An 18552-nucleotide genomic window follows, 5' to 3' on the forward strand; every position below is an offset into this window, starting at 1 on the left:
TTTATATGCAAAATAATTTAAATATAATGTTTTTAGTTAATTGATCAGATTTTTCAATAAAGGACTGAATAATAATAGGATTATCAATATTATTATTAATAATAACTTTTATTTTTATTTTAGTTATTTTTCTTTTTAAAAGAAAAAGATTTAAGTTTAAAATAAACAATATTATAAGTGATAATTTAGTAAAAATAGGTAAAAATAATTATAAATTTTCAAGTAGAAATGCTTTTATACTCTTTAATGAAATTAAATCAATAATTCTAGATAAGCGTTATAAGTATTTTTATAAATTTAAAAAGAGATATAAAGATGGTAGTTTAAATAATGAGCTTTTTGATATAGTTCAAAAATATTATTTAAAAAATGAAAAAGAATTAAAGAAAAAACCAAAACCTTTATTTGAAGATAAAAAAAATGATAAAGCCAGTGATGTTGTTAATAAAGAAGATGATAAAAAAGTTAAATTTGTTTTTGATGATCAAGAAATGACAGTAAAAATTGAAGAAGATAAATAAAACTACTCAATTGAGTAGTTTTATTTTTTTATAACTATTTTCTTATTTTTAAAAATATGTATAAAATTTAATACCAAATACCATATATAGCTAACTAAAGTAATATTTACTCATAAATAATGTAAAATAATAATATGTAATTTAAACAGTTTTTGAATTTAAAAGTACAATTCAGCAATAATTAAAATAGATTAGGAAGATTAAATTATGCCAAAACCATACAGTGAAGACTTACGAAGAAAAGTAATAGAAGCTTATAAAAGTAAAAATATGAAAATTAAAGAAATTTGTAAAGTGTTCAATATCACTAGAAAGACTTTATTTTTATGAAGAAAAAGAAAAAAAGAAACTAGGCATATAAAACCAATTTTGAATTATCAAAAAGGACATAGCCACAAAATAAAGGATTTAGATGAATTAAAAAATTATTTAGCAGAAAATAAAGATGTTACAGTTCAAAAAGTAATTGATAAATTTGGAAATATGACTAAAGAAACAGTTTATAACTATTTTAAAAAACTAAATTATACATATAAAAAAAACTTTTCTATATGAACAAAGAGATAAAAATAAACAAGAAGATTTTTTAAAAGAAATAGCTAAAATAATGAATGAAGATTTAGTATATATTGATGAATCTGGAATTGATGATAATGAATTTTATAAATATGGTTGATCTGAAAAAGGTAAAAGATTATTTGATAATAAACCCGCATATAAAATAAAGAGAATGAGTATAATTGGTTCACTAAATAAAGGTAAATTAAAAGCCTTATGAGCATTTGAAGGACATTGCAATAGTAAAATTTTTGAATCATATGTTAAAAATAAACTAATTCCAGTATTAAAGCGTGGACAAATTATAGTTTTAGATAATGCAACGTTTCATAAATCTAAATTAACACAACAATTAATTGAAAATGCTGGATGCAAACTATTATTTCTTCCGCCATATTCTCCTAATTTAAATCCAATTGAACATTTTTGATTTGCTATAAAACATAATATAAGAAAAATATTACCAAATTATTGACCAAATATTAAAAAAGCGATTGATTTTGTTTTTCAAGATATGAGTAAACATTAATTTAGTTAGCTATATATTATGATATAATTCTTTAAACTTAATTTAAGTTTTCAACTCATTATTTTAATTTTTAAAGTATATGAGTTTTTTATTTTTGAAAGGAAGATTAAAAGATATGTATAGTAAAGTTAAAAAAATAAAAAGTATATATAAATTAATTACCGAAATTAAAGAAAAAATAAAACTTCCAGAAGAATTTGAAGAAAGAAAAATGTACCACGCTTGAGTAGAAGAACCACTTTGGAATGTTGTAGATACCACTTGATATCATGAAATTGATATAAAAATTCAAAATTTTGAAAAAAGATTAAATAATAATATTAATAAAACTAGTGGAATGGCAACACTTTTTAGGACTATTTTTTGGTAGACATTTGTTTTTGATAATTAACTGGAGTTAAGTAGTTTAAAGTGCTGTGGATTCTTATGTTGTTGTATCAATTGATGTAATCAAATAATTCTAATTTTAATTGGATTAATGATCTAAAATTTTTATCATTAATAAATTCAGTTTTGAAAGTTTTAAAAGTTGCTTCAGCAACAGCATTGTCATAAGGACAACCTTTTTTGCTTAAAGAGCGAGTAATATTGAATGCTAGTAAAAGTTTATCAATAATTTTATTATTAAATTCATTACCACAATCACTATGAAATATTTGAATATCTTTTAAACAGCGATTTGATTGCATAAATGCTTGATGTACTAATAAGGCATCTTTTCTAGTACCTACACTATGTCCAATAATTTCGCGGTTAAATAGGTCAATTAATAAGCAAATATAGTTTCATTTACCATTAACTTGAACATAAGTTAAATCACTGACAATAACTTCATTTTTAAGCCTATTATTAAAGTTTCTATTCACAAGATTAGTGATTTTTTCATCATTTACTTTGTTATTATGATTTTTGAATGATAATTTAGTGTATTTTGATATTAAATTATGCTTATTCATAATTTCTTTAATTTTTCGTCTTGATAAATAAATTTCTTGGTTTTCTAATATTACTTTTAATCTTCTTGTTCCATAAACACATTTATTTTCTTTAAAAGCACTAATAATAGCTTCATCATAAATATTATTTTGAATTTTATTTTCTTTTTTCTTTAAATTAAAATAATATGTTGATTTAGAAATTTTTAAAAAATGACACATTGTGCGAATTTTATATTTAAACTTATTGTTTGTAATAATTTCTATTTTCTGCCTATTATTAGTGCTGCTTGCTTTAAAATATCATTTTCCATTCGTAATTGTTTTAATTCTTTTCTTAATTTAATTAATTCATTTTCTTCAACAGAACGATTATCTTTAGCTTTAAAACTACCTGAATTAGTAAATTGCTTAATTCAATTATAAGTAGCTGCTCTTGTAACATTATATTCTTTAGCAAGGTAAGATACTGATTTGCCGCTTTGATATAAAGCTACTATTTGTTTTTTAAATTCATCGGTATATGAATTAATATTGGCCATAATTATAGTTCCTTTCTTTCAACTAATTTGTTCACTTGTCTACGTAATTAGTGTCCAATAAAGTGTAACCCATCCATAATGCTGTCAATATTTTTTTCATTTTTTCATCCTTCTATTTTATTTTAACTTTATTTAAGAAGTCAATTTTACTTTACTACTTTTTGAAGGTAAATTCACAAAAATTATATTTTTTTGACTAAAAATTTTTATTTTTTAAAGTTAAAACTTTTTTGCTGCTTCTTTAATATACTGTTCAAATTTATCCATCGTTTTTTCTGGTCCTAATGTCGGCAAACCTCCACCTTTTGCTAATATTTTAGAACCAATAAGTAAATTAGCATCATTTTGATGAAGTTCTTGAACCTTAGTACCACAAATAAGAATTGGTTCTACTACTTTAGCACCTACAAATTCTCATGTTCCTTTTAAATAAGTTGCGTGATTGCCTCATAAATATCAACCATATGGTGCTCCTTGTGTCGCCAAAATTTGAACTTTTAAATGTGGTAATAATCCTCTAGCTTCACCTTGTTTGGTATATTTATAATCAAAAGTTTTACCAGCAACTAAGATGTGATCTAAATAATTTTTTGTCATGCTAGTAACATTAAAATTTGTCATTGGTGTTGTATATATAACTTTATTAACATTTTTTAGCTGATTAATATAATAATCAGAATCTTTTTCATTAAAATATGAAGTAAAGTTTTTTTGCGTAATAGTAATACTTGCCATTGGTATTTGATTTAAATCTAATTCAATTATTGAATCTTCTGGATGAAATTCACGATAATATTTAATAAAACGAGATACTAAACTTTCAGAATAAGATAGTTCTTTTTTAATCATAGAAGAACGAATTACTAATACTTTATTTGCCATTATTTTTGCCTCCGAAATATCTAAAATAACTTTGTAATTTGATTTTATCAGTTTTTATTTATTATTTTTTAAAAAATAATAAATAAAAATATAGTTTTATAAAAAAAATGAAATATTTATTATAATTTTATCAATTTCTATAAAGTGTTATTATTAAAGTGTGTAAAACTTTTAAAAAAGTTTATAGAAAAATTTTAAATTAAATAAATATTAAATCTAAAAAATAGATATAAGTTAGTTATTATAGAAATTTTAGTACTTGTACACAAATTATAATTATTAAGAAATTTGAGACCAGACTATCAAAAAAATGGAAAGAGGTAAAAATATGAATCAAAGAAAACAAAAATTACTTGAATTGATGAATAGAAATTTTAAAATTAGTACTTTAATTAATTACAGATTTAAAATTTCTGAAATAACTAATGCAATTGCGAGTATGAATAATGATTTATATAAACAACAAAAATATTTTTTAGAATTAGAAAATAATAGAAAATATAGAAATAAAATTCAAAGAAAATTCAATAAAAACAAAAAGATAAAAAAGAAATTAAATAAAATTTTAAACAAATATTTAACACAAATAAAAAAATTTATTTTTTTTATTAATAAATATAAAAAAGAACCTCAACAATTATTTGAAATATTAAGTGAATTAAATTTATTTGTAGGTGAATTAATAAATCAAGAAAACATAACAGATGAAGAATTACAATATTTATTTACAATATCTCATCAATTTTCAGAACAATTAAAAAATGAAAAACCATTAGATTTATCACTATCAAGTAAAAAACAAAGACTACAACAAGAACCATTAGATTTATCATTACCAAATAAAAATCAAATATGAGAATTAACAACAAAAATTAACACATCTTTAATTATTAAAAAACATTATAATAATAAATTAGAAACACACACTAAAGACAGTTTATTTATCGAAATAAAAATATCAAAACCTAGTAGCAGTTTTATATATACAAATAATTTTAATGATATACAAACATACTTATTAAGCCAACAAATTCAACAAAATAATTTTTTAAACAATAATGATAAAAGTACATATAGAAATAAAACTGATGAAAATGAAAAAAAATCACAAATCATAACATTTAGACAATTATTATATGTCAAAAAAATCACTTTTAATAAATTATTTTTTTAATTATTTTACTAAATTTAAAAATATTGCGTATAATTTATATAATGTCAAAATTTAAGAATAACGGAGAATGAATAATGTCTGAACAAGAAAAAGTTTCTGCTGAACAAAAAATTATTAATATTGCAGTGATAGCACACGTCGATGTTGGAAAGTCAACATTAGTTGATGCTTTATTAAAGCAATCAAATATTTTTCATCAAAACCAAGTTATTGTTGAACAAATAATGGATAGTAATGATCAAGAACGTCAACGAGGAATTACTATTTATTCTAAAAATTGTTCAATCATGCATGGTAATACAAAAATTAATATTATTGATACACCTGGTCATGCTGACTTTTCCTCTGAAGTTGAAAGAATTATGAAAACAGTAGACTGTGTTATTTTACTAGTTGATAGTGTTGAAGGACCAATGCCACAAACTCGTTTTGTATTGCAAAAAGCACTAGAACATAACTTAAATCCAATTTTAATGATTAACAAAATTGATAAAAAGGACCAAAGAATTGAAGAAGTAAAAGATGAAGTATTAGAACTTTTTATGGAATTAAATGCTAATGATGAACAGTTAGACTTTCCAACACTTTATGGAATTACTAAACAAGGTATTGCCCAATATGAACTGAATCAATCAAGTGAAAATTTAGAACCATTATTTGAAACAATTATTAAACATGCTAAAATTTCTAAATTAGTAAAATATAATGAGCCCTTACAAATGCAAATTAGTTCATTAGATTATGATAGTTTTATTGGCAGAATTGGAATTGGTAGATTATTTCAAGGTACTATTTCTGAAGGACAAGAAATAATTGTTGTTGATGATTATGATTTAAAAAGAAAAGCAAAAGTAAAATATTTATTTGTTTATCAAGGATTAAAACGAGTAGCTGTTAAAAACGCTGTTGCTGGTGATATTGTTTGCATAGCAGGTATTGAAAATATAACAATTGGTAATACTATTTGTGATAAAGATAATGTTGTGCCAATGGAACCAATTACAATCCAAGCTCCAACAATGTCAATGAATTTCCTTGTCAATAATTCACTATTTTCTGGAACTGAAGGTAAACTAGTAACTAGTAATAAAATTAAAGAACGTTTAACAAGAGAATTAGAAACTAATGTTGGTTTAAAAATAGAACAATTATCTGGAAGTAATGCTGATGGTTTTAAAGTTTTTGGTCATGGTGAATTACATTTATCTGTTTTAATTGAAAATATGCGTCGCGAAGGCTTTGAATTAGGTATTTCTAAACCGGAAGTAGTATTTAAAAAAGATGAAAAAGGACACACCACTGAACCAGTGGAAGAAATTATTTTAAATCATCCTACTGAATATAGTAGTACTGTTATTAATAATTTAAATCTAAGAAAAGGTATTATGACTAATATGGATTCTGATAATGTTCGTGATAAAATTATTTTTCATATTCCAACAAGAGGATTAATTGGATTTGGTCGTCAATACGTTAATATTACTCGCGGAACGGGTGTTATGGTTCGTAGTTTCCTTACATATGAACCATTAAAAGGCGAAATTAATAATAATAGAAATGGCGTTCTAGTAAGTATGATTACAGGGACAACATTACCTTATGCTTTAAATTCTTTAGAAGAACGTGGTACTTTATTTGTTAAACCACAAACTAAAGTGTATGAAGGAATGATTATTGGTTTAAGTAATCGTGATAAAGATTTAGATGTTAATCCTTGTAAAGCAAAACAATTAACAAATACTAGAAGTTCAGGTAATGATGAAGCTGTTAGATTAACAACACCAACTATTTTTAGTTTAGAAGAATCTTTAGAATTTATTGCTAGCGATGAATTAGTTGAAGTAACACCACAAAATATTCGTATGCGTAAAAAATTCTTGACTGAAAATGAACGTAAACAAAAAAATCGTAAGTAATACTTACGATTTTTTTGTTTAAAGATTAAAAGGATTATAATTTACACAGTTAACTGTAGATACTCTAAATCAACAGGTAATTTTATAGCCACTGATAAAATTACAGTTAGAACCTGTTTAGGATCTTTTTAATAGAATTTAACTAAAACAAGAAATAATCATTTATAAATAGGTACTTAACCAATAATTTATTTTCTTTTTCATTTTTTTGTTAAAAAGATTTTATCATTTGAAAACTTATCGACTAAAAATCTATTTTTTATTATAAAATAACCATTATAATATAAATTTTATTAAAAATTAATCAAAAAAGATCCTAAACAGGTTCTTAGATTTAAAATCGGTGAATTTATGATTTTTGTAGGAGAAGAATTAATAGTTAACCCTTAATAATAACATCATACTCAATGCTAATTATTTTAATAAAATATATCAAAAAAATAAAAAATAGTTTTTAAAACTATTTTTTATTTAATATAACAGGAATAATTAAAGGGTTTCTTCTTTTCTTTTTAAATATATAAGGTGCTAATGTTGATTTGATAGCATTTTTTATTGTGGCAAAAGTAGGTCTTTCGCTTTTTAATACTTCATTAATAGCTTTTGTTAGTAATGATATTGCTTCAGATACTAAAGGTGCTGCATCGCGAACATAGAAAGAACCGCGAGAAATAAATGTTGGTGGTGCTAATAATTTATTATTTTGTGAATCAATAGAAACAACAATTGCAATTAAACCATCTTTAGAAAGAATTTGTCTATCACGGATTACTGCAGCAGTTGTTACTCCTGACATATCTTTTCCACCATCAACATAAATAGGATCGGCAGCAATGCGTTTATCACTTAAAGAACATTTACCATTATCCATAATAATTGGATCACCATTAGCACAAATAAATATATTTTCTTCGGGGATTCCGATTGATACAGCTGTTTCTTTATGAACTTTTAACATTCGATAATCACCATGCATTGGCATAAAGTATGATGGTTTAATTAAATTTAACATTAGTTTTTGTTCTTCTTGTGAAGCATGACCAGAAGTATGTAATCAATTTAATGGTGAATTTTCTTCAACAATCGCACTAAGTCGTGTTAGTTTATTAACTACTCTTTCAACGTCAGCACGGTTACCGGGAATTGCCGATGAAGAGAATATTACTGTATCACCGGGTATAATTTTTATTTGACGATGTTCGCGATTAGCAATTCTTGATAATGCTGCCATTGGTTCACCTTGGGAACCCGTACAAATAATAACAATTTGATTATTATCATATTTTTTAGCTTCTTCTGCTTTAATAAATGAACTATCACGAACTTTTAAATGTCCCATTTGACGAATAACATTAACTATTCTTTCTAAACTTCTTCCAACAACAATAACTTTTCTATTATGTTTTGTTGCAACTTCAATAATTTGTTGTAAACGGTGTACATTAGAAGCAAAAGTAGAAATTAAAATTCTGCCCTTCGCTTTAGCAAATATTTCACTAATTCTTTTAACAACAAGCATTTCTGTCATTGTATAACCGGGTACTTCAGCATTGGTTGAATCTGCTAAAAATAATGTTACTCCTTTTTGACCCATTTGTGCCATTTTATCAATATCTGCCTTATGACCCAAAGGTGTTCAATCAAATTTATAATCACCTGTTGTAACAACAGTTCCATTTGAATTTTCTACACAAATTCCATATGCATCAGGAATTGAATGATTAACAGCAAAGAAACTAATAATAAATCTGTTAGTTTTAATTTTACTATTACCATCAACAATATTTATTTTTATTTTTGATTTTATTCCTTTGTCTTTAATTTTATGACGAATTAAAGCTGCTGCTAAATTAGGAGCGTAGATAGCCGGAATATCACTAATTTCTTTTAATAAGTATGGTATACCACCAATATGATCTTCATGACCATGAGTAATAAATATTCCTTTAATTTTATGTTTATTTTCTTTTAGGTAGCTATAATCAGGAATTACTGCTTCAATTCCTGGCATAGAAGCATCAGCAAATTTTACTCCAGCATCAATAATAATAATTTCATTATCTTGTTCAATTACATAAGTATTTTTTCCAACTTCTTCTAGCCCACCAAGCGCAAAGATTTTCGTGACGAACTTTTTAACTGGCATAGTATTTTTTGTGGATGTATCACTCATATTTTTTCTCCTTCATTCATTTTAAAATTATAAGAAAATAACATAAAACATAACATAAAAAAATGTAATGAATTTAATCATATTTTTACTTATTACTTATTTGGTATATTATATTTAACTATAATAAAACAATTTAAAAACTTAAGTTTATCATTCTACTTTATATCATAATCCATTTATCATCATTAAGTCAAGGATTATCCTTATTAATGTGATGATAAAAGAGTTTTCCTTCTAAATGGTCTTGCTCATGTTGAAAAACAATTGCTTCATAACCTCTAACAGTTAAAGTTACTTTCTTCTTTTTTAAATAGTCATAACCTGTAACATTGATTTTATAATTACGTGGAACTAAACCTTCATGAGGGTGATTAGTTACACTTAAACAACCTTCACCTTTTTTTAAATAAGCTATTTGTTCGCTTTTACCAATGATTTTTGGATTTATTAATGCATGTTCATAGTAAATAATCTTTTCATTTTTATCAGGAATTGGTAATAAAATATAATACATTTTTATATTTTCTCCAATTTGTGGTGCAGCAATACCAATAGCTTCGGTTAAAATGTTGTTAGCATTAAATTCTTTATCTTGTGATGCTTTTATTCAATCAATCATACGTTTCATAATATTTTCATCTTTAGGTGTTAAGGGTAAAATAACATCAGCACAAGGTTTTAATAAACTAGGTTTTGTATCTTCAGTAATTCAAGATGCTGATGGTACTTCGTTTTGTAATTTTTTTAACATTGCAGATCCTTTCATCAGTTTGTAATAAATAATAAATTAAACTAATTTGCTTTTATCAAATTTAATGATAAAGTTATTATAAACTAAATTTTGGAGAAAACATGAAAATTATTGCTGGAAAATTAAAAGGAAAAAAAATAATTACTTTAGATGGTTTATCAACACGGCCAACATTAAATCGAATTAAAGAAAATATTTTTAATATTATGTTAAATTATTGTAGTTTTGAAGATAAAATTGTTGTTGATTTATTTGCTGGAAGTGGTAATTTAATTCTTGAAAGTTTATCACGAGGGGCAAAATTTGCTTTTGCAAATGATATTAACAAAGCTGCTTGTAATATTATTAATCAAAATTGTTTTGCTTGTAATTTACAAGAACAAGTTAAATTAAGTAATTTGGATTATCAAATTTTTAGTAAAACACTAGTACAACAGTGTGATATTGTTTTTATTGATCCACCGTTTGCAAATATTACTTGTCAACAGTGAATTATTGATTTCTTTTATAAAAATAATTTACTTGCTAATAATGCTTTAATTGTTTTAGAAACAAATGTACCACTTGAAAATTTACAATTAAATTTCCATTTTAAAGTAGTATCTAATAAAAAATACGGTAAAATATATATTAAAATAATTCAATTTTATGAAAAGTAGAAAGTAGAATGTAAATGGCACAAAAAAAAGGAAAATTAATTATTCTTTCTGGACCAAGTGGTGTTGGTAAGGGTGCAATTATTGCTAAATTATTTGCTGATAAATCATTAAATTTAGCATATTCAGTTTCGATGACAACAAGAAAACCACGTAATAAAGAACAAGATGGCATTAATTATTTTTTTGTTGATGTATCAACTTTTTTAAATCATGTTAAAGGTAATGATTTTTTAGAATATACAAATTTTATTGGTAATTACTATGGTACTAGTAAGAGTTATGTTTTAAATTTGCAAAATCAAGGTTATAATGTTATTTTGGAAATTGAGGTTGATGGTGCTAGTCAAGTTTTAAAAAATTATGAACATCGCAATGATATTATGAGTATTTTTATTATGCCTCCTTCTTATCAAGAATTAGAACAAAGAATTCGTATGCGTGCTAGTGAGTCAGAAGCAATTATTGAGAAAAGGTTAAATAAAGCAAAAGAAGAATTTAAAGTTCAACATGAATATGATTATATTGTTATTAATGATGACTTAGATATTGCTGTTAAAGAAATAACAGATATTATTAAAAATAATATTAATTAGTTTTTGATTTGATAGTTTAGAATTAAATATTAAAAACATTTAATGGTGTTAATTAGTATAAAAATATAATATTATAAAAAACTATATTACAATAATTTTATAAACTTAATAAGTTTTTAAACCTATTATTTTAATTTTAAAGTAGTAGATTTTTTATTTAATTAGAAAAAGGTGAATAAAATATGGACGCTAAATCAATTGCAATCTTGCTGAAAACACTAGTTGGGTTAGGGAAAGTAATATATGAAGGAATAGAATCAATCAAAACCAGTAAGACAAAAAATAAAGCAAAAGAAAAATTAAAAGATGAGACAGAAAATATTAAACTACAAGATATAAAAACATTAGAAACAAAAGTATTAACAGCATTAAAAGTATTACAAACATTACAAACATTAAAAGAAAAAGTATGAGAAGATGAAATATTAAAAGAATTAGTAGAATCTTTAAAAAAATTAGAAGAACAATTATCAAATGCATCAGAAAAATTAGAAAAATTAAAAACAGAACCAGCAACAGTAACAATTACAGATATATCAGTAGCATCAGTATGATTACAGGAAAAACTATCAAATTCACTAAAATTAATTGAAGAATTACAAACTAAATTATCTTCAAGATGAAATAGTAAAGATAGTGATAATGATTTTTCAATAAAAGCAGAAGTAAATGAGAATTTACCAGCATTATCGGTAGTAAATAAAAATAATGTTCATAACACTGTACCAAATTTATAGTAAATAAAGATAATTAACAAATAATAATTTTATAAACTTATATAAGGTAAAATCTAAAATTATTAGTAATATTAATACTCCTTTTAAATTTATTTTTAAAAGGAGTATTTTGTAAATTATGATAAGTTGTTATACTAATAATATCAAAAATAATTTTTTTACTTTATAATTAAAGTAGTAGAATCAAAAAATAAAGGAATGGTGGTATTTAATATGAGTGTATTACCGTTAAATATTATTTCGACTGTAATTTCAGCAGATATTGGAACAGTTATTGCTGAAATAGCGGTTTTATTTGGAATAACCATTTCTTTATTAATGACAATTCTTATTTTAATAGTTATGAATACTTTTATTCGTGCTAAAAAAGTTTGATGAACAACAAGAAATAAATCTCATATGAAACTACTAGCAACTTCAGAAAAAAGAATGTTAGCAAGTGTTTTAGCAGAAGCAGTGATTAAATTAGCAGAAGAAAAAATTGGAGCACTAATTACTATTGAAAGGAATGTTTCATTAAATGAATATACTGATTTGGGACTAAAAATTGATGGTGAAGTTACTTCACAACTATTACAGTCTATTTTTATTAAAGGTTCACCATTGCATGATGGTGCAGTTATTATTCGTTTAGGTCGTATTGAATGTGCCTCTACTTATTTTCCACTAACTAATAAAAAAATATCTAGTCAATTTGGTTCACGTCATCGTGCTGCTATTGGAATATCAGAACAAACTGATGCAGTATCAGTTATTGTCAGTGAAACTAATGGTTCTGTTTCAATAGCTCGTAGTGGTAAGTTTTTACAAGTTGAAAACTTAAATAATCTTGTTCGTACACTATATGATGAATTAGCTTCAACTAAAGAAATGGTTCAACAAGTATAATAATGAAAAGTTTGTTATTAGTAGATATTGGTAATACATTAATTAAGATTGCTATGATTAATGATAGTGAAATTATTGAACAATGAGCAGTAATAGAAACCAAAAGTAAAACTGCAATTGATCAATTGAAAAAAGCATTTAAATTAAATAAAAAATTACATTTTGAAGAAGCTGTTATTAGTTGTGTTGTTCCAAATTTTTTAATAATAATAGAGAAATTAATTGTTTTTACATATAATTTAAAACCGTTAATTGTTGATTTTAATTTACTAAGTTCTTTACCTTTAAAACTTAATTTAGAAAATCGTCAATTAGGTAGTGATTTGATAGCATTATCATATGCTGCTTATACTAAGTATCACAATGCGATAGTTGTTAGTTTGGGAACTGCTACTACCTATAGTATTGTTGTTAATGATGTTTTGGTTGGCGTTATTATTGGACCTGGATTTAGTACAAGTAAAGATGCATTGATTGATAATGCTGCTTTACTTGTCGATTTTGAAATGCAACATTATCAATCAATGTTAGGTAAAAATACTAATCATGCTTTATCAATTGGTTATGGTTATGGTTTTAGTGCAATGATTAATAGTATAGTTGCTAGAATTCAAAATGAAACAAATATTAGTTTACCTGTAATTTTAACAGGAGGTAGTGTACCTATTTTAAAATCTTATTTTAATTTTTCTTATATTTATGAACCACAAATGTTATTTTTAGGTTTAGTTGATATTATTAAATATTTTAGAAGTAATAATAAAATAAAAGATTAATATCTTTTAATATATTTAAAATATAAGGAAAGGAGAAAAAAACTATGTTGATGTTAATAAAAATTTATAAATTAACTAGTGCACAAATTATTATAATAACTATTATTAGTTTATTAATTTTTACTATTATCGTTTTAACAAGTTTATTAGTAATTTTTAGTTCGTATAAAAATAAACAATTTATGGTTTATAAAAATTTGCAATATATTCAAAATATTAATATTAAAGAAAGATTAAATCGTATTAATCAAATGGTACAAGCAAATGAACAATATAGTTCTATTTTAGGAATTTGAATTAGTCGTTATAATCTTTTTTTAAAAAAAGATTTAAATAAGATTTTTAAAAATTATATTCAAATTTTAAAATTACAAAATAATAAAGAATTATGAAAAAGATATAAATTAATGTATAGAATGCATAATAAGAGTAATAATTTAAAAAATCATTTGCAGTTATTAACAATTGAAATAGATTATTTTATTAGTATTGATCAATTATTACGAGAATATCAATTATTTTTTAAACAAAATTTTAATTATTTACAAGATCAAATGATCAAGATTAATTTACAAAACGATCTTAATCGAGAACAATTAGATGAAGTTATTAAAATAATTAATGATATGTTTAAAGAATTAGAAACAAATATTAATGCTATTAATGTTAGTCAAATTATTACTATTTTAAGTGAGATTGCGATTGCTATTGTAACATTGGCAGAAATTTTAGATAATTTACCAACACTTCGTTATATTATAACATATGAAATTAAACAGAAAATGGCTGCCTTAAAAAATAAATATCAAATGATAAAAATAAATAATACTTTACTTTTACAATACGAACAATTAGTAGCAAACGTTGATGAAAAGTTAAGTTTTATTAATAAACAAATTAATAATTTACAATACAAAAAAGCTAAGGTTAACACTCAAGAAATATTAAAATTAATTGCCACTTTTAGTAATAAAATTGATAAAGAACAAATATTTTATAATATTTTTAAACAAAATTATGAAAAATTTTTAGTTATGAGTTTTAATTTTAATGAAATATTTGAAACTATTAAAAATGAAATTGCTCTTTCAAATAAAATTAATTCTAAAATGATAGAAAATAGCAAAATAACTAACTTAGAAACTATTATTAATAAACAACTTGCTTCTGTTAATCATTTTGATAATTTATTAATCATAGAACATCAAAAATCAATAAAAAATACTAGTTATGAAACATTAGTGATGTTATTAGCGGCGTTATTTGAAAATAGTATTGTTGTTTTTAATAGTTTAAAAGAGTATAATAAATTGTTGAATGAACAAAATAAAGCAAAAATTAAATTTAAAACTTATGTTGATAAAATCAATTCAATGATGTTACAAATTGATAATATTTTAAATAATATTAATTTTTATTATTTAAATGAAATTTATAAAGAAAAGTTTAGTGATTTACAATATTTAATAAATGATACTATTTTAAATTTTAAAAATGGAAATTATGATAATTCTTCTTTTAGTAAATTTAATGATTTACAAAATAAAATTTTTCATCTTTATACTGAATTAAAAATGGAAATTACTATTCATAAATTATCACATTTAACTCTTGTTTATGCTAACCGTCATCGTTCAATTAATCAGCAACTTAATAGTAAATTTAATGAAATTGAAAATAATATCACTAATAATCATAATCAAAAAGCATTAACATTATTATTGGAATTAATGGAATAAATTTTAAAAAAGAGGAAAATTAAATGGTACCAATTATTATTATTCGTTATGGTGAATTAACAACTAAAAGTAAAAATCGGATTGATTTTATTAAACAATTAAAAATAAATATTAAGTATGCTCTTAGTGATTATAAACAAATAAATATTATTCATTTTCATGATCGGATGGAACTAACCAATTTATCTCTTGATGTAATGAATGATGTTATTAATATTTTGGTGAAAATATTTGGTATTAGTTCATTATCACCTGCTTTTAGAATTGCTAAAAATATGGAAATATTATCAAAAAAAGTAATATCATTAATTTTAAGTCAAGATCTAACAAATTTTAAAACATTTAAACTTTTTGTTAGTCGTAGTGATAAGGGTTTTTCATTAAATTCAGAACAAATAGTTAAAATTATAGCTTCTATAATTTTAAAGAAAACAGATTTAAAAGTTAATGTTACTAATCCTGATTTAAAAATAAATATCAAAGTTAATAAGGATGATATTTATTTATTTGCAAATAAAATTATTGGTGCTGGTGGATTTCCAGTAGGTAGTTCAGGGAAAGTGTTATTATTATTGAGCGGTGGTATTGATTCCCCTGTAGCAGCATATAAATTAATGAAACGAGGATTACAAGTTCAATATTTACATTTTGCTACTCCACCTTTTACTTTACCAACAGCATTAAAAAAAGTAGAAACTTTAGTTCAAATTTTAGCACCTTATAATGCTGGCAGTAAAAATTTATATATTTGTAATTTTATCAACTTGCAAAATGAATTAAGTCATATTAAGAAAGAAAGTTATGCTATTACTTTAATGCGTAGAATGTTTATTAGAATTGCTAGTTTATTTGCAGAAAAATATAAAATTCAAGCATTAGCAACTGGTGAAGCAATTGGTCAGGTTGCTTCACAAACATTAGCAAGTATTAATGCTATTAATATTGTTAGCAATTTACCAATTTTGCGTAGTTTAATTGCCGAAGATAAAGTTGATATTATTAATCTTGCTAAAAAAATTGGTACTTATGAAACATCAATTTTACCATTCGCTGATTGTTGTTCATTATTTGTTCCCAAAAACCCTGTTACACAACCAAAGATTAAAGAATGTGAACTTTTAGAAAATTATTTAAAGCAAATAATTGATTGAGAACAAATTTTAATAAATAGTTTTAAAGATATTGAAAAAATATAAATAAATTTATTAATAATTTAATAGTTTTAATAAATTGCAGTTTATTTACTTTAAATATAAAAAAAGAGTGAAGTTTCACTCTTTTTGTTATTTTTTAATAGTAAACTATAAAATATTACAATAAGTATTTTGATTACTTGTTGAAGGTTGATTTTGTAAATCGATTGCATTTATTTCATTTACTAATAATTTTGTTTTTTCAATTCTTTTATTGATTTCATTTATTTTTTTCTTATCAATTTCTAATTGAGCAAGTTTTAAATTTATTTGTAATTTTTGATATGGATTTGGTTCTCTAAAATCAATATTTGTTGTTATTTTTTGTACTTCATTTGCTAATTCTTGAAGAGATTTAACTTCAAAATTATTTTTATTGGTTGTAACATTAAGAATAGTAGGTAATCCAAATTTATATCGTTGTTTTATTTCTTGTTCATAAATTTCATAGGCTAATCTTTCAACTATTTTTGGGTGTTTGTTTTTAGCAGCTATTGTTAAAGCTGTATCACCATTTTCAATAGTATCTAGTAAAAGATTAGCATAGTTATAATAACCATTTGTTTTTAAATATTTGGCTATAATTATTTGTCCATTAATATTATTTAATATTCAAGGATCAGGTCTATTTTTAACTACATGATAAATATTAACATCATTATCTATTAAGATATTAACTACATCTAAATGACCATTTTGCGCTGCTCATATTAAAGCGGTTATATCATCGCATATATAGCTAACTAAAGTAATGTTTACTCATATCTTGAAAAACAAAATCAATAGCTTTTTTAATATTTGGTCAATAATTTGGTAATATTTTTCTTAGAACCTGTTTAGGATCTTTTTAATAGAATTTAACTAAAACAAGAAATAATCATTTATAAATAGGTACTTAACCAATAATTTATTTTCTTTTTCATTTTTTTGTTAAAAAGATTTTATCATTTGAAAACTTATCGACTAAAAATCTATTTTTTATTATAAAATAACCATTATAATATAAATTTTATTAAAAATTAATCAAAAAAGATCCTAAACAGGTTCTTATATTATGTTTTATAGCAAATCAAAAATGTTCAATTGGATTTAAATTAGGAGAATATGGCGGAAGAAATAATAGTTTGCATCCAGCATTTTCAATTAATTGTTGTGTTAATTTAGATTTATGAAACGTTGCATTATCTAAAACTATAATTTGTCCACGCTTTAATACTGGAATTAGTTTATTTTTAACATATGATTCAAAAATTTTACTATTGCAATGTCCTTCAAATGCTCATAAGGCTTTTAATTTACCTTTATTTAGTGAACCAATTATACTCATTCTCTTTATTTTATATGCGGGTTTATTATCAAATAATCTTTTACCTTTTTCAGATCAACCATATTTATAAAATTCATTATCATCAATTCCAGATTCATCAATATATACTAAATCTTCATTCATTATTTTAGCTATTTCTTTTAAAAAATCTTCTTGTTTATTTTTATCTCTTTGTTCATATAGAAAAGTTTTTTTTATATGTATAATTTAGTTTTTTAAAATAGTTATAAACTGTTTCTTTAGTCATATTTCCAAATTTATCAATTACTTTTTGAACTGTAACATCTTTATTTTCTGCTAAATAATTTTTTAATTCATCTAAATCCTTTATTTTGTGGCTATGTCCTTTTTGATAATTCAAAATTGGTTTTATATGCCCAGTTTCTTTTTTTCTTTTTCTTCATAAAAATAAAGTCTTTCTAGTGATATTGAACACTTTACAAATTTCTTTAATTTTCATATTTTTACTTTCATAAGCTTCTATTACTTTTCTTCGTAAGTCTTCACTGTATGGTTTTGGCATAATTTAATCTTCCTAATCTATTTTAATTATTGCTGAATTGTACTTTTAAATTCAAAAACTGTTTAAATTACATATTATTATTTTACATTATTTATGAGTAAATATTACTTTAGTTAGCTATAATTAACATTGCAAC

20 protein-coding genes are annotated in these 18552 nt (G+C 23.1%); 13 read left to right on the forward strand and 7 right to left on the reverse strand.

The genetic code is table 4. The features are described from left to right. Positions 1-5 precede the first annotated feature (5 nt). The 4 genes from ACQH26_RS09055 (at position 6) to ACQH26_RS09070 (ending at position 1978) form a co-directional block, all read left to right on the forward strand. The gene (locus tag ACQH26_RS09055) at positions 6-521 is read left to right on the forward strand and encodes a hypothetical protein (RefSeq protein ID WP_425382306.1); all 516 of its coding nucleotides are present in this window, start codon (positions 6-8) and stop codon (positions 519-521) included. Between the two features lie 207 nt (positions 522-728). Then, a complete protein-coding gene (locus ACQH26_RS09060) occupies positions 729-1088 on the forward strand; it encodes an IS630 transposase-related protein (protein WP_425382301.1) in 360 nt (119 codons plus the stop codon). A 40-nt stretch (positions 1089-1128) separates the two neighbouring features. Continuing rightward, positions 1129-1608, forward strand: coding sequence for an IS630 family transposase (locus tag ACQH26_RS09065; RefSeq protein WP_425382307.1), 480 nt, complete (start codon positions 1129-1131; stop codon positions 1606-1608). Between the two features lie 115 nt (positions 1609-1723). After that, positions 1724-1978 (forward strand): hypothetical protein, encoded by a 255-nt coding sequence (locus ACQH26_RS09070; RefSeq protein ID WP_425382308.1) that lies wholly within the window; start codon positions 1724-1726, stop codon positions 1976-1978. On the opposite strand, the gene ACQH26_RS09075 is transcribed toward ACQH26_RS09070, so the two are convergent. Further along, positions 1965-3085 (reverse strand): IS3 family transposase gene (locus tag ACQH26_RS09075; RefSeq protein ID WP_425381867.1). Its coding sequence is split into 2 segments (ribosomal slippage): positions 1965-2815 and positions 2815-3085, totalling 1122 coding nucleotides; the frame shifts between segments, so codons are not numbered across the junction. The two genes, ACQH26_RS09070 and ACQH26_RS09075, sit on opposite strands and share 14 nt — an antisense overlap. Before the next feature lie 219 nt (positions 3086-3304). Next, on the reverse strand, positions 3305-3967 hold the full coding sequence (locus ACQH26_RS09080; RefSeq protein ID WP_425382309.1) for an FMN-dependent NADH-azoreductase: 663 nt from the start codon (positions 3965-3967) through the stop codon (positions 3305-3307). A gap of 328 nt (positions 3968-4295) precedes the next feature. Here ACQH26_RS09080 and ACQH26_RS09085 point away from each other — a divergent pair, with 328 nt between their 5' ends. Continuing rightward, entirely contained in the window at positions 4296-5141 is an 846-nt protein-coding gene (locus ACQH26_RS09085) for a hypothetical protein (protein WP_425382310.1), read from the forward strand. A gap of 74 nt (positions 5142-5215) precedes the next feature. Next, positions 5216-7057, forward strand: a complete 1842-nt coding sequence (typA, locus tag ACQH26_RS09090) for a translational GTPase TypA (protein ID WP_425382311.1) — start codon at positions 5216-5218, stop codon at positions 7055-7057. A 460-nt stretch (positions 7058-7517) separates the two neighbouring features. Here the strand turns inward: typA and ACQH26_RS09095 are convergent, their stop codons facing one another. Then, positions 7518-9230, reverse strand: a complete 1713-nt coding sequence (locus tag ACQH26_RS09095; protein WP_425382312.1) for a ribonuclease J — start codon at positions 9228-9230, stop codon at positions 7518-7520. Positions 9231-9390: 160 nt separating this feature from the next. Next, on the reverse strand, positions 9391-9996 hold the full coding sequence (def, locus tag ACQH26_RS09100) for a peptide deformylase (protein ID WP_425382313.1): 606 nt from the start codon (positions 9994-9996) through the stop codon (positions 9391-9393). Between the two features lie 86 nt (positions 9997-10082). Between def and ACQH26_RS09105 the strand changes: the two genes are divergently transcribed. The 7 genes from ACQH26_RS09105 (at position 10083) to thiI (ending at position 16569) form a co-directional block, all read left to right on the forward strand. Further along, the gene (locus ACQH26_RS09105) at positions 10083-10640 is read left to right on the forward strand and encodes an RsmD family RNA methyltransferase (RefSeq protein WP_338957664.1); all 558 of its coding nucleotides are present in this window, start codon (positions 10083-10085) and stop codon (positions 10638-10640) included. 14 nt (positions 10641-10654) lie between these two features. Further along, a complete protein-coding gene (gene gmk / locus ACQH26_RS09110) occupies positions 10655-11233 on the forward strand; it encodes a guanylate kinase (RefSeq protein WP_338957663.1) in 579 nt (192 codons plus the stop codon). A gap of 182 nt (positions 11234-11415) precedes the next feature. Further along, entirely contained in the window at positions 11416-11970 is a 555-nt protein-coding gene (locus tag ACQH26_RS09115; RefSeq protein WP_425382314.1) for a hypothetical protein, read from the forward strand. Between the two features lie 213 nt (positions 11971-12183). Continuing rightward, the gene (locus ACQH26_RS09120; protein WP_425382315.1) at positions 12184-12858 is read left to right on the forward strand and encodes a diadenylate cyclase; all 675 of its coding nucleotides are present in this window, start codon (positions 12184-12186) and stop codon (positions 12856-12858) included. A gap of 2 nt (positions 12859-12860) precedes the next feature. Next, positions 12861-13634 (forward strand): type III pantothenate kinase, encoded by a 774-nt coding sequence (locus tag ACQH26_RS09125; RefSeq protein ID WP_425382316.1) that lies wholly within the window; start codon positions 12861-12863, stop codon positions 13632-13634. Positions 13635-13684: 50 nt separating this feature from the next. Next, positions 13685-15373: a hypothetical protein gene (locus ACQH26_RS09130; RefSeq protein ID WP_425382317.1), complete on the forward strand. Its 1689-nt coding sequence runs from the start codon at positions 13685-13687 to the stop codon at positions 15371-15373. A gap of 23 nt (positions 15374-15396) precedes the next feature. Continuing rightward, the gene (gene thiI / locus ACQH26_RS09135) at positions 15397-16569 is read left to right on the forward strand and encodes a tRNA uracil 4-sulfurtransferase ThiI (protein ID WP_425382318.1); all 1173 of its coding nucleotides are present in this window, start codon (positions 15397-15399) and stop codon (positions 16567-16569) included. Positions 16570-16674: 105 nt separating this feature from the next. On the opposite strand, the gene ACQH26_RS09140 is transcribed toward thiI, so the two are convergent. The 3 genes from ACQH26_RS09140 to ACQH26_RS09150 all read right to left on the reverse strand — a co-directional run bounded on the left by ACQH26_RS09140 (position 16675) and on the right by ACQH26_RS09150 (position 18416). After that, positions 16675-17343 carry an ankyrin repeat domain-containing protein gene (locus tag ACQH26_RS09140; RefSeq protein ID WP_425382319.1) on the reverse strand — a complete coding sequence of 223 codons (669 nt, stop codon included), beginning with the start codon at positions 17341-17343 and terminating at the stop codon, positions 16675-16677. A 235-nt stretch (positions 17344-17578) separates the two neighbouring features. Beyond that, positions 17579-18016: an IS630 family transposase gene (locus ACQH26_RS09145; protein ID WP_425382320.1), complete on the reverse strand. Its 438-nt coding sequence runs from the start codon at positions 18014-18016 to the stop codon at positions 17579-17581. Between the two features lie 40 nt (positions 18017-18056). Beyond that, positions 18057-18416, reverse strand: a complete 360-nt coding sequence (locus ACQH26_RS09150) for a helix-turn-helix domain-containing protein (RefSeq protein ID WP_425381863.1) — start codon at positions 18414-18416, stop codon at positions 18057-18059. Between the last annotated feature and the right edge of the window lie 136 nt (positions 18417-18552).

This window comes from Spiroplasma endosymbiont of Melieria omissa, from assembly GCF_964031175.1.
In the GTDB taxonomy this organism is placed as follows: Bacteria; Bacillota_I; Bacilli_A; order Mycoplasmatales; family VBWQ01; genus Spiroplasma_E; species Spiroplasma_E ixodetis_A.